At 73.9% G+C, this 12,538-nt stretch carries 10 protein-coding genes; 2 read left to right on the forward strand and 8 right to left on the reverse strand.

Annotated elements, in window-relative coordinates:
* Positions 1 to 12: 12 nt before the first annotated feature.
* Genes zwf through tkt form a run of 4 tightly spaced genes read right to left on the reverse strand, consistent with a single transcriptional unit; the run spans position 13 to position 6,487 of the window.
* Positions 13 to 1,563 (reverse strand): glucose-6-phosphate dehydrogenase, encoded by a 1,551-nt coding sequence (gene zwf / locus WCD41_RS13100; RefSeq protein ID WP_337713864.1) that lies wholly within the window; start codon positions 1,561 to 1,563, stop codon positions 13 to 15.
* Complete coding sequence (locus WCD41_RS13105) at positions 1,560 to 3,245, reverse strand: phosphoglucose isomerase-related protein (RefSeq protein WP_337713865.1); 1,686 nt, start codon at positions 3,243 to 3,245, stop codon at positions 1,560 to 1,562. The genes zwf and WCD41_RS13105 overlap by 4 nt, the downstream gene beginning before the upstream one ends.
* Entirely contained in the window at positions 3,242 to 4,366 is a 1,125-nt protein-coding gene (tal, locus tag WCD41_RS13110; protein WP_337713866.1) for a transaldolase, read from the reverse strand. Before tal ends, WCD41_RS13105 begins: the two co-directional genes overlap by 4 nt.
* Before the next feature lie 33 nt (positions 4,367 to 4,399).
* Positions 4,400 to 6,487, reverse strand: coding sequence for a transketolase (gene tkt, locus WCD41_RS13115; RefSeq protein ID WP_337714218.1), 2,088 nt, complete (start codon positions 6,485 to 6,487; stop codon positions 4,400 to 4,402).
* 399 nt (positions 6,488 to 6,886) lie between these two features.
* Between tkt and WCD41_RS13120 the strand changes: the two genes are divergently transcribed.
* On the forward strand, positions 6,887 to 7,822 hold the full coding sequence (locus WCD41_RS13120) for a heme o synthase (protein ID WP_337713867.1): 936 nt from the start codon (positions 6,887 to 6,889) through the stop codon (positions 7,820 to 7,822).
* Positions 7,823 to 7,935: 113 nt separating this feature from the next.
* Positions 7,936 to 8,820, forward strand: a complete 885-nt coding sequence (locus WCD41_RS13125) for an endonuclease domain-containing protein (RefSeq protein ID WP_337713868.1) — start codon at positions 7,936 to 7,938, stop codon at positions 8,818 to 8,820.
* Between the two features lie 43 nt (positions 8,821 to 8,863).
* On the opposite strand, the gene WCD41_RS13130 is transcribed toward WCD41_RS13125, so the two are convergent.
* From WCD41_RS13130 to WCD41_RS13145, 4 genes are all read right to left on the reverse strand, one after another.
* Positions 8,864 to 9,820, reverse strand: a complete 957-nt coding sequence (locus WCD41_RS13130) for a quinone oxidoreductase family protein (RefSeq protein ID WP_337714219.1) — start codon at positions 9,818 to 9,820, stop codon at positions 8,864 to 8,866.
* A gap of 12 nt (positions 9,821 to 9,832) precedes the next feature.
* Positions 9,833 to 10,765 (reverse strand): COX15/CtaA family protein, encoded by a 933-nt coding sequence (locus tag WCD41_RS13135; protein ID WP_373695137.1) that lies wholly within the window; start codon positions 10,763 to 10,765, stop codon positions 9,833 to 9,835.
* Between the two features lie 66 nt (positions 10,766 to 10,831).
* Positions 10,832 to 11,605 carry an ABC transporter permease gene (locus WCD41_RS13140; RefSeq protein WP_373695124.1) on the reverse strand — a complete coding sequence of 258 codons (774 nt, stop codon included), beginning with the start codon at positions 11,603 to 11,605 and terminating at the stop codon, positions 10,832 to 10,834.
* Complete coding sequence (locus WCD41_RS13145; RefSeq protein ID WP_373695125.1) at positions 11,602 to 12,531, reverse strand: ABC transporter ATP-binding protein; 930 nt, start codon at positions 12,529 to 12,531, stop codon at positions 11,602 to 11,604. The genes WCD41_RS13140 and WCD41_RS13145 overlap by 4 nt, the downstream gene beginning before the upstream one ends.
* Positions 12,532 to 12,538: the final 7 nt, after the last annotated feature.

A 12,538-nucleotide genomic window follows, 5' to 3' on the forward strand; every position in this document is an offset into this window, starting at 1 on the left:
TCCTCTCCGGGTTCACGGACGCCGCCACTGGCGGCTGGTGCGCTCGAGCAGCGCGTCGGCCGAGGGCGGGCCCCACGTGCCGGCCGCGTAGCTGTCGGGGGAGCCCTCGCGGTGCCACTTCTCGATGACCGGGTCGAGGATGCGCCAGGACAGCTCGACCTCGGTGTTGGTCGGGAAGAGCGACGGCTCGCCGAGCAGGACGTCGAGCAGCAGGCGCTCGTAGGCCTCCGGGGAGGCCTCCGTGAACGCCGTGCCGTACCCGAAGTCCATCGTGACGTCGCGGACCTCCATGCCCGAGCCCGGCACCTTCGAGCCGAACCGCAGGGTCACGCCCTCGTCCGGCTGCACGCGCACGACGAGCGCGTTCTGGCCGAGCTCCTCGGTCATGGTCTGGTCGAACGGCAGGTGCGGGGCGCGCTTGAACACCACCGCGATCTCGGTGACCCGCCGCCCCAGGCGCTTGCCGGTGCGCAGGTAGAACGGGACGCCCGCCCAGCGGCGGGTGTTCACCGAGCAGGTGATCGCCGCGTAGGTCTCGGTGACCGAGTCGGGCGGGAAGCCCTCCTCCTGCTGCAGGCCCTTGACCTCCGAGCTGCCCTGCCACCCGGCCGCGTACTGTCCGCGCGCGGTGGTCTCGCCGATCGGCTCGGCCAGCGTCGTCGCCGAGAGGACCTTGATCTTCTCCTCGCGCAGGTCGTGCGGCGAGAAGGAGACCGGCTCCTCCATCGCGGTCAGCGCGAGCAGCTGCAGCAGGTGGTTCTGGATGACGTCGCGGGCCGCGCCGATCCCGTCGTAGTAGCCGGCGCGCCCGCCCACCCCGATGTCCTCGGCCATCGTGATCTGCACGTGGTCGACGTGGTGGGCGTTCCAGATCGGCTCGAACAGCTCGTTGGCGAACCGCAGCGCCAGCAGGTTCTGGACCGTCTCCTTGCCGAGGTAGTGGTCGATCCGGAAGACCGAGTCCTCGGGGAAGACGTCGTTGACGATCCCGTTGAGCTCCTGCGCCGAGCGCAGGTCGTGCCCGAACGGCTTCTCGATGACGACGCGGCGCCACACGTCGCCCTCGTCGTCGGCGAGACCCGAGCGCGAGAGCTGCTTGCACACGGTCGGGAACGCCGACGGCGGGATCGACAGGTAGAAGGCGTGGTTGCCGTTGGTGCCGCGCTCCGCGTCGAGCTCGGCGACGCACGCCGCGAGCCGGTCGAACGCGTCGTCGTCGTCGAAGGTGCCCTGCACGAACCGCAGGCCCTCGGCCAGGCGGTCCCAGACCTCCTGGCGGAACGGCGTGCGGGAGTGCTCGCGCACCGCGTCGTGCACGACCTCCGCGAAGTCCTGGTCGGCCCAGTCGCGGCGCGCGAACCCGACGAGCGCGAAGCCCGGCGGCAGCAGGCCGCGATTGGCCAGGTCGTAGATCGCCGGCATGAGCTTCTTGCGCGCCAGGTCGCCGGTCACGCCGAACAGCACCAGGCCCGAGGGGCCGGCGATCCGCGGGAGCCGCTTGTCGCGCGCGTCCCGCAGGGGGTTGGTCCACTCCTCGACCGTGTGCCCCGGCGCACGGGTCACCGGCGCACCTCCCGCACGGCGTTCGCCAGCGCCACCAGTCCCGCCGCACGGTCGGCGAGGTGCAGCCGCAGGACGGGCCGCGGCGTGCCGCCGTTCTTGGCCGCCGCGAGCACCCCGGCATCGCCGCGGGCCTGCGCGTGCTCGAGGGTGCCGAACGAGAACGGCTGCCCCGGGATCGCCAGGTCGTCGGCGACCGAGCCCGTGATCTGCAGGAAGACGCCGTTCTGGTGCCCGCCCTTGTGGTACTGACCCGTGGAGTGCAGGAACCGCGGGCCCCACCCGAAGGTCGTCTGCAGCCCGGTGGCCTTCGCGAGCTCCGGGCGGAGGGTGGCGAACGAGGCGTCGTCGAGCCGGTCGAGGTAGGCCTGGACCGCGATGTAGCCCGCGTCGGGCGCGGCGTCCACCAGCGCCTGGATCGCGTCGATCACCGTGTCCGGGGTGCCGAGCCAGCTCGCGTCGCCGGCCGCCCGGATCTCGATGACCCCGTCGGTGACGATCGGCGCGTCGTCGGCGCCCGCGTCCCCCGAGCCGCTCGACGCGGAGGCGAGCAGGTCGCGCGTGGCCTGCTTGGCCGACTCCACGTCGGGCTGGTCGAACGGGTTGATCCCGATGAGGCGCCCGGCCAGCGCGACGGCGTGCTCCCAGAGCAGGAGCTGGCCGCCGAGGGTGCCGGTGACCGAGACCTGCGCGCCGGCGTCCGCCGGCCCGATCGACACGGCGGTCGCGTCGGTGCCGTGGTCGGCGTAGCCCGGCGCGTCCGGACCTTCGACGACCACGGGGAGCAGCCCGGTGCCCTGCTTGCCGGTGGACTCGGCGATGAGCTGCTCGGCCCAGTTGCCGAAGCCGACCAGCCCGGAGCCGGTGTCGGCGAGCACGAGCTTCTCGGCGCCGGCGTTGTGGGCGGCCGCCATCGCCGCCGCCAGCACGACCGCCGGGTTGTCGGCGCTGTCGCGCGCGAGCTCCGGGGCCGCCGCGGCGGCCTCGTCGAGCAGCGCGCCGATGTCGACACCGGTGAGCGCCGAGGGCACGAGCCCGAACGCGGTGAGCGCCGAGTAGCGCCCGCCCACGCCGGGGTCGGCCTCGATCAGCTTGCGGTAGCCCTGGTCGCGCGCGAGGTCGCCGAGCGTCGTGCCCGGGTCGGTGACGACGACCATCCGCGAGGCGGCGTCGATGCCGTTGGCCTCGAAGACCTCGGCGAACACCCGGCGCTGGCTGTCGGTCTCGACCGTCCCGCCGGACTTCGAGGAGACGACGAGCACCGTGCGCGTGAGGTCGCCGGCGAGGGCGTCGGAGACCTGCATCGGGTCGGTGGTGTCGAGCACGACCAGCGGGTACTCGCCGCCGACCGGGCCACCGGAGCGCGTCGCGCAGATGACCTCGGGGGCGAGCGACGAGCCGCCCATGCCGGCGAGCACGACCCGGTCGACGCCGTCGTCGTGCAGCTCGCGGCGCAGGGCCGCGAGCTTGTCCACCAGCGGACGCGACGTCTCGTGCAGGCGCACCCACTCGAGGCGCTTGCTCGCCTCGGGCTCGGCGTCGGGGCCCCACAGCGTGGCGTCCCCGGCGGAGAGCTTGGACGCCGCGGCGTCCCCGACGAGCTTCTCGATCAGCGCGTTCGCGGCGTCCGCGAGGGCACCGTCGACGATCCGGACCCCGATCGAGCCGTCTGCTGCGTCGCTCACTTGTCCTGCTCCGGGCTGCGGCGGGTGAGCTGGTCGGACACGGTCGCCGTGAGCTCGGCCCACGAGTCGTCGAACTTCTTGACGCCCTCGTCCTCGAGGACCTGGTAGACGTCGTCGACGTCGATCCCGACGTGCGCCAGGCTCGCGAACACCTCGCGGGCGGCGTCCTCGGTGCCGGTCACGGCGTCGCCGTGCAGCTCGCCGTGGTCGGCGAACGCCTTCAGCGTCGCCTCCGGCATGGTGTTCACGGTGTCCGGGGCGGCGAGCTCGGTGACGTAGAGCGTGTCCGGGTAGGCCTTGTTCTTCACGCCCGTGGACGCCCACAGCGGGCGCTGGGCCTTGGCCCCGGCGCCCTTCAGCGCCGCCCACCGCTCGGTGCCGAACACCTCGAGGAACGCGGCGTAGGCGAGGCGGGCGTTGGCGATCGCCGCCGTGCCGCGCAGCTTGAGCGCGGCGTCGGTGCCGATGGCGTCGAGGCGCTTGTCGACCTCTGAGTCGACGCGCGAGACGAAGAACGACGCGACCGAGGCCATGCCGGTGAGGTCGTGGCCGTTGGCGCGGGCCTGCTCCATGCCGGTGAGGTAGGCGTCCATGACCTCGCGGTAGCGCTGCACCGAGAAGATCAGCGTGACGTTGACGCTGATGCCCTCGGCGAGCGTGCGCGTGATCGCCGGGATGCCCTCGCGGGTGGCCGGGATCTTGATCATCAGGTTGGGGCGGTCGACCGTCTTCCACAGGTCGGCCGCCTCGGCGACGGTCGCCTCGGTGTCGTGGGCCTTGCCCGGGTCGACCTCGAGGGAGACGCGCCCGTCGACGCCGCCGGTGCGCTGCCAGACGCTGCGGAACACGTCGCAGGCGCGGCGCACGTCCTCGGTGGTGAGCTCGCGGATCGCGTCCTCCACCGAGGCGCCGCGGGCGGCGAACCCGTCGAGGTCCTCGGCGTAGTGGTCGGCGTCCGCGAAGGCGCTCGCGAAGATCGTCGGGTTGCTGGTGACGCCGACGACCTCGTAGTCCTCGATCAGCGAGGTGAGGTTGCCGGACTCGATGCGCTGGCGGGACAGGTCGTCCAGCCAGACGGAGACGCCGGCCGCGGAGAGGTCGGCGAGCGGGGTGTTGGCCATGGGGTCCTCCTGGAGCCGCTGTCTCTGGCCGGATCAGGCGTTGTGCTCGGCCGCGCGGGCGAGCGTGCGCCGCCCGGCCTCGACCACGTGCTGCGTCGTGAAGCCGAACTGCTGGAACAGCGTCTTGTAGTCGGCGCTGGCGCCGAAGTGCTCGATCGAGACGCTCTCGCCGTCGTCGCCGACGAACTGGTGCCAGGTCAGGGCGATGGCGGCCTCGACGGACACGCGCGCCTTGACCTCGGGCGGGATGACGTGACGGGTGTAGCTGCGGTCCTGCGCCTGGAACCACTCGACGCACGGCATGCTCACCACCCTCGTGGGAACGCCCTCGTCCTCGAAGACCTTCCGCGCCTCGACGGCGAGCTGGACCTCGGAGCCGGTGGCGATGAGGACCAGCTGGGGCTGGCCGCCGGTGGCGTCCTGGAGCACGTAGCCGCCGCGCGCGACGCCGTCCGCGTCGGTGCCCTCGAGGATCGGCAGGTTCTGCCGGGTCAGCGCGAGGCCGGCGGGACCGGTCGGGTTGTCGAGGATCGTGCGGATCGCCGCCGAGGTCTCGTTGGCGTCGGCGGGACGCACGACCGACAGGCCCGGCACCGCACGCAGCGAGGCGAGCTGCTCGATCGGCTGGTGGGTCGGTCCGTCCTCGCCGAGGCCGATCGAGTCGTGGGTCCAGATGTAGGTGGTCGGCAGCTTCATCAGTGCCGCGAGGCGGACCGCGGGGCGCATGTAGTCCGAGAAGATCAGGAACGTGCCGCCGTACACCCGCGTGCCACCGTGCAGGGCGATCCCGTTGAGGATCGAGCCCATCGCGTGCTCGCGGACACCGAAGTGCAGCGTGCGCCCGTACGGGCTCATCTGGCCCCACATGTTCGTGGAGACCGTCGACGGCCCGAACGAGTCGGCGCCCTTGATCGTGGTGTTGTTGCTCTCCGCGAGGTCGGCCGAGCCGCCCCAGAGCTCGGGCAGCTCCGGCCCGATCTCGCCCAGGATCTTCTGCAGCGCCTTGCGGGTGGCGACGGGGTCGCCGCCGACCTCCCAGCTCGGCAGCTTGTCGTGCCAGCCCTCGGGCAGCTGGCGGCGCGCCATCCGCTCGAGCAGCGCGCGGCGCTCGGGGTTGGCGGCCGCCCAGTCGGCGAACTGCTTGTCCCACTGCTCGTGCTCGGCCTTGCCGCGCTCGCCGACCGACCGCGCGTGCGCGAGCACGTCCTGGTCGATGGCGAAGTGCTTCTCGGGGTCGAAGCCCAGGATCTCCTTGACCGCGCGGACCTCGGGCTCGCCCAGCGCGGCGCCGTGCGCGGCGCCGGTGTTCATCTTCTCGGGCGCTGGGTAGCCGATGATCGTCCGCAGCGCGATGAAGCTCGGTCGTCCCGTCTCGGCCTTCGCGTTGGCAAGCGCCTCGCGGATGCCGACGACGTTCTCGCCACCGCGCACCACCTGGGTGTGCCAGCCGTAGGCCTCGTAGCGCTTCACCACGTCCTCGTTCAGGGCGACGGTGGTGTCGTCCTCGATCGAGATGTGGTTGTCGTCGTAGATCACGACGAGGTTGCCGAGCTGCTGGCGGCCGGCGATCGAGCTCGCCTCGGCCGTCACGCCCTCCTCGATGTCGCCGTCGGAGGCGATGACGAACACGAAGTGGTCGAACTGGCTCTCGCCCTGCGGCGCGTCCGGGTCGAACAGGCCGCGCTCACGGCGGGCGGCCATCGCCATGCCCACCGCCGAGGCGAGGCCCTGGCCCAACGGGCCGGTGGTGATCTCGACACCGGGGGTGTGGCTGTACTCGGGGTGGCCCGGCGTCGCCGAGTCCCAGGTGCGCAGCTCCTCCAGGTCGCGCATCTCCAGGCCGTAGCCGGCGAGGAACAGCTGGAGGTAGAGCGTGAGGCTGGAGTGCCCGCACGAGAGGACGAACCGGTCACGGCCCTGCCAGCCCGGGTCGGACGGGTCGTGGCGCATCGTGTGCTGGAACAGCGTGTAGGCCAGGGGCGCGAGCGACATCGCGGTGCCGGGGTGGCCGTTGCCGACCTTCTGCACGGCGTCGGCGGCGAGCACCCGGATGGTGTCGACGGCCTTCTGGTCGAGGTCCGACCAGTCGTCGGGGCGGTGCGGCGTCAGCAGCGCCTGGATCTCGTCCGGGTCCTCGCTCGCGGGCTGTGTGTTGCTCACGTCGGTGGCGGTCACGAGGTGCCTTCCTGCGCGTCGGTCCGGGTGGGGGCGATGCTCCCACGGGATCGATTCAAGTCCCTACGGACCTGCATCGATCCTTCGTCATCACACTGTCCCCGGACATACCCTGGCGCCCCCGGACGGACACCGGCCACTACGATCCTGACGTCGTTCGGCGGACCGACCGGAGCGCGTCGCGGGCGCGTCACCCGGCCGTGACGTGGCGGACACCGCACCGGCCGGGGGACGCCCCCCGCGAGCGGGCGGAGCCGCGGGGGTGCAGACTTCCCCGACGACAGCGTGTAGGAGACGCGGGTCGTGCCCGAAGCAAGTACGTCCACCACAGCGAGGTGCCACCGAGTGAGCACGGCGGTCGGCCCGGTCCCCGCGACGCGGCGGGGCGGCCTGCTCACCACCGTGCGGGCCTATCTGGCGCTGACCAAGGCCCGGATCATCGAGCAGCTGCTCGTGGTCACGGTGCCGGCGATGATGCTCGCCGAGCGGTCGGTGCCCTCCCTCTGGCTCGTGCTCTCCGTCCTCGTCGGCGGAGCCGGTGCCGCGGCCAGCGCCCACGCGCTGAACTGCGTCGTCGACGCCGACATCGACGCGAAGATGGCCCGCACCCGCAAGCGCCCGCTGGCCCGCGAGGCCGTGCCGCGCTCGCACGCCCTGGTGTTCGGGCTGGTGCTGGGCGCCCTGTCGGCGGTCTGGCTCGGCCTCACCGCGAACTGGGTGGCCGCGGGCCTGTCGGTCGCGGCGATCGCCTTCTACATCCTCGTCTACACGCTGCTGCTCAAGCGCCGGACCGCCCAGAACATCGTCTGGGGCGGCGCCGCGGGCTGCATGCCCGTGGTGATCGGCTGGGCCGCGGTGACGGGCACCGTCGGCTGGCCCGCCTGGGTGCTCTTCGCGATCATCTTCTTCTGGACGCCGCCGCACTTCTGGGCGCTCGCCATGCGCTACCGCGACGACTACGCGGCCGCGGGCATCCCGATGCTCCCGGTCGTCGCCTCGCCCCGGCGCGTGAGCCGCCAGATCGTCGCCTACTCCTGGGCGATGGTGGCGTGGTCGGCGTTGCTGGTCCCCGCGACGTCGTGGATCTACCTCGGCGTCGCGGCGCTCGGGGGCGTCTGGTTCCTCATCGCGGCGCACCGCCTCGACGCCGCCGTCAAGCGCGACGAGGTCGTGCAGTCGATGCGCCTGTTCCACCTCTCGAACACCTACCTGACGGGCCTGTTCGTGGCGGTGGCCGTCGACTCGGCCATCGGCTGGCCGGTCTTCGGCTGGCCGTTCTAGGTCGTTCCCACGGCGAGAGGCACGTTCGGCAGGTCCGGACGCCTCTCGATCATGCGAAACGTGCCTCTCGTGGCGTGATGGAACCGATCGGGGTGCTGGCGCCTCCAACCCGTGTGGACACCTCTCACCCGTTCCGGACCCGTGACGCACAGGAGGCCGGCGCGCCGACGCGGGGCCGGCTCGCCGGTCCCGGCTTCCGCAGCCCCTTCCGCGGCACCCACGTCGCCGCCTCGACGCCCGACGATCTCGTCTCGCGCGCGCACGCCGCGTCGCTGCTCGTCGATGGCGCCGTCGTCGGCGGCTACGCGGCGGCCGCCCTCCACGGTGCCGACTGTGCACCGCGCGGGGCGCCCGTCGACCTGATCGTCGGGCCGCGTCGTCTGCGCTCCCGCGCAGGTCTGACCATCAGGCAGGACGTCCTCCGTGACGACGAGATCGAGGTGGTCGACGGCGTGTCGGTCACCTCGCCCGTGCGCACAGCCCGGGACCTGGTGCGCGCCGTGGGCTTCGTCGAGGGGGTCGTGGCGCTCGACGCCCTCGCGGCGGTGGGGGAGTTCGACCCCGCGGCGATCCTGCAGCACGTCGGAGGGCGGTCCCGGCCGCGGGGTCACCGGCGGCTCGCGCCCGCGGTGGAGGCGGCCGAGCCGGGATCGGGGAGCCCGCCGGAGACCCGCTTGCGGCTCTCGCTCGTCGAGCACGGCATCCCGCGCCCGGTGGTGCAGTGCCCCGTTCCCGGCGTGCGGGCGGCGTGGCTACCACACGTCGACCTGGGGTGGCCCGACCTCGAGGTCGCCGTCGAGTACCAGGGCGACCTCCACCGCACGGATCCCGAGCGCTGGCGCCGCGACCAGGAGCGCTTCGCGGTGCTCGCGGCGGCGGGCTGGCTCGTCATCCCGGCGACGTGGGAGGACCTCTACCGCCGCCCCGCCACCTTCGCTGCCCGGGTACGGGAAGCCCTGGAGGTGCGCGCGGCGGAGCGAGCGGCACGTTCCGCATGATCAGACGGCACCGCGACCTGCCGCGCGTGCCTCTCGCACCGCGTCAGGGCACCAGCAGGAGCTTCCCCGTCGTCCGGCGCGACTCGAGGTCGCGGTGGGCCGACGCGGCGTCGTCGAGGGCGTAGCGGCCCCCGATGCGCACCGACAGGTCGCCGGCGGCCACGGCCCCGAACACCTCCGACGCGCGGTGGGCGAGGGCCTCGGGTGTCCGGACGTGCCAGAACAGCGAGGGGCGGGTGAGGTAGAGCGAGCCGCCGCTGTTGAGCCGCTGGGGATCGACCGGCGGCACCGGGCCGCTCGCGGCGCCGTAGAGCGCCAGCACGCCGCGCACGCGCAGGCACGCGAGGGAGGCGTCGAAGGTCGAGGCGCCGACGCCGTCGTAGACCACCGCGACGCCCTCGCCGCCGGTGAGGGCACGGACCCGCTCGGGGAGGTCGTCGCCGTAGCGCAGGACCTCGTGCGCGCCCGCCTCGCGGGCGAGCGCGTCCTTCTCCTCCGACGAGGTCGTGCCGATCACGCGGGCGCCGAGCCCCCGCGCCATCTGGCACAGCAGCAGGCCCATCCCGCCGGCCGCCGCGTGCACGAGGACCGTGTCGCCGACGGCCACGCGGTAGGTGTCGTGGAGCAGGTAGTGCGCGGTCATGCCCTGCAGGGCCACGGCCGTCGCGGTCTCGAGCCCCACGTCGTCGGGAATCGTGACCAGCTCGGCGGCCGGGACCGTCGCCAGCGTCGCGTAGGAGCCGATCGCGTTGGTCCACACCACCCGGTCGCCGGGGGCGACGGTCGTGACCTCCGGCCCGACCGCCCGGACGGTGCCGCCGCCCTCGAGGCCGGGCACGAAGGGCAGCGCCGTCGGGTAGATGCCCGCGCGGAAGTAGGTGTCGATGTAGTTGACGCCGACCACCGCGAGCTCGACGAGCACCTCGCCCACGCCGGGCTCGGGGTCGGGGAGGTCGGCGGGCTCGAGGACCTCCGGCCCGCCGAGGCGGGCGACCTGGATCGCGCGCACGGGTCACGGCCTCCCGGCGAGGGCAGGAGCGGGCGCCTCGGCGGCGCGCGGCGCCGTGTCCGGCTCGGCCGTCGCGGCCCAGAGCCACGCCGCCGCGGCGACCGTGGTCACCGCGCCGAGCACGTGCAGCGCGACGAGGAGCTCGGGGACCCCGAGGGCGTACTGGATGCCGCCCAGGGCGCCCTGCGCGAGGGTGAGCACGACGAGCACCCGCAGGCGCACGATCACGGCCCGGGGCGCGCCGACCGCGTGCGTCATGAAGCCCGTGCCCACCAGCAGGCCCAGGAAGGCGAACAGCAGGTGCGCGTGGGCGGTCGCGAGGGTGGGCAGCGGGACGGCCTCGAGGCGCGGCGTCGCGGCGTCGCCGCCGTGCGGGCCGGCCGCGGTGACCAGCGTGCCCGCGACGAGCAGGGCCACGAGGACGACCGAGGTGACGGCGAGCAGGCCGCGCAGCGCCGACGGGACGGCGGGGCGCCACGGGGTCCCGGCCGGTGCCGCCATCGCGGCGGGGGAGGACTCGCGGACGAGCAGCACGGCGAGCCAGATGAGCGGGATCGTGACGAGGAAGTGGGGCGCGACCGTGTACCAGGCCAGCCCCGTGAGGACGGTGACGCCGCCGATCACGGCCTGGGCGACGACGCCGAGGGGCATGGTGGCGGCCAGCAGCACGAGCCGCCCCCGCCGCGGCCGCACGTTCAGCGCCGCCAGCAGGCACGCCGCCGTGATCAGCACGAGCGCGATCCCGAGCAGCCGGTTGCCGAACTCGACCCACTGGTGCAGCACCGCGATCTCGGGGTGCGGCACGGGCACGAGGCTGCCCGGGAAGCACTCGGGCCAGGTCGGGCAGCCGAGACCGGAACCGGTGACACGGACGACGGCCCCCGTGACCGCGATGCCGGCCTGGCCGACGACCGCGGCCATCGCGAGCCCGCGCATCAGCCCGGGCGGGGTGGCGGGGAGGCGCTCCAGCACAGGGCTGATCCTACGTCCCGTCGTAGGGGGCTAGCTCCAGCGCACGGTGCGGGTGGCGATCCCGCCGGCGACGACCGTCCACACGAGCAGGACGACGACGTGACCCACCGACGGGGTGCCACCGGCGAGCGCCGTGCGCAGCCCCTCGGCCAGGGCGCCGGAGGGGAGCAGCTGGACGACCGCCGCGAGGGGGCCGGGCAGCGCCGCCGCCGGCACGAGCACGCCGCCGGCGAACAGCAGCACGAACCAGACGACGTTGGCGACGGCGAGCACGATGTCGGCGCGCACGCTGCCGCCGAGCAGCACGCCGACGGCCCCGAACGCCGCCGTGCCGAGGACCACGAGCAGCAGCACCCAGCCCGGCGAGCCCGCGCCGGGCCGCCACCCGAGGGCCAGGGCGACCAGCCCCAGCACCACGACCTGGACGAGCACCACGCCGGCCATCCCGCCGAGGCGCCCGCACACGATCAACCAGCGGGGCACGGCGGTGGCCGCGAGGCGGCGCAGCACCCCGTAGCGGCGGTCGAAGCCCAGCGAGATCGCCTGGCTGGTGAACGCCGTCGACATCACGGCGAGCGCGAGGACCGTGCCCAGCGCCGACGTCGCGCGCGGCTCCGGCAGCGGCACGACGCGCAGCAGGGTGAGCCCGACGAGCAGCGCGAGGGGGATGATCAGCGTGAGCAGGACCTGTTCGCCCTGGCGCAGCGCGAGCCGCGTCTCGAGGGCGACCTGCGTGGTGAGCATCCGCCCCAACGGCCCCCGCCCGGGAGCGGGGGTGAAGGTGCCGGCCTCGAAGGGGCTCACGAACGCAGCTCGCGTCCCGTGAGCTCGAGGAACACGTCCTCGAGGCTGCGGCGCGCCACGCGCAGGTCGTCGGCGAGCACGCCCTGTCGCGCGCACCACGACGTCACCGTCGAGAGCACCTGCGGGTCGATGGAGCCCTCGACGAGGTAGCTCCCCGGCGTCGGCTCCGAGACCGTGCACCCCTCGGGCAGGGCGTCCGCGAGCAGGCGCAGGTCCATGCCCGCCGCGGCGCGGAAGCGCAGCTCGCGGTCGGCCCCGGCGGCGGTGAGGGTGTCCGGGCTGCCCTCGGCGACGCACCGGCCGTGGTCGATGATCACGATGTGGTCGGCGAGGGTCTCGGCCTCCTGCATGAGGTGCGTGGTCAGCAGCACCGCGACGCCGTCGGCGCGCAGGGCGCGTACGAGGTCCCACACGAGGCGGCGGCCCTGGGGATCGAGGCTCGCGGTGGGCTCGTCGAGGAACACCAGCTCGGGGCGTCCGACGACGGCGCAGGCGAGCGCGAGGCGCTGCTGCTGGCCGACGGAGAGCCGCTTGAACGGCTTGCGCGCGCAGGCCCCCAGCCCGAGCGTCTCGACGAGCCAGTCGGGGTCGAGGGGGCGCGCGGAGCAGGCCGCGACGAGCCCGACCATCTCGCGGACGCGCACACCCGGGTACGCGCCGCCGCCCTGGGGCATGACGCCCATGCGGGCGCGCAGCGCGTCCGGTGCGCCGGCGGGGTCGGTGCCGAGCACGCGCACGTGCCCGCCGTCGCGGGGACGCAGGCCCTCGCAGACCTCCACGGTGGTGGTCTTGCCGGCGCCGTTGGGCCCGAGCAGGGCCAGCACCTGGCCGGGGGCGAGGTCGAGGTCGAGCCCGTCCACGGCCGCGCGGCCCTGGTAGCGCACCACGAGGTCGCGCACCTCGAGAGCGCCCGCTGATCGCGACACGTCGGAC

The organism is Actinomycetospora aeridis (genome assembly GCF_037400275.1).
GTDB classification, from domain to species: domain Bacteria; phylum Actinomycetota; class Actinomycetes; order Mycobacteriales; family Pseudonocardiaceae; genus Actinomycetospora; species Actinomycetospora aeridis.

Excerpts from the sequence above, each read along its gene's own strand:
- tal (WP_337713866.1), bottom strand. The coding sequence starts at position 4,366 with ATGGCCAACACCCCGCTCGCCGACCTCTCCGCGGCCGGCGTCTCCGTC.
- WCD41_RS13135 (WP_373695137.1), bottom strand. The coding sequence starts at position 10,765 with ATGCGCGGGCTCGCGATGGCCGCGGTCGTCGGCCAGGCCGGCATCGCG.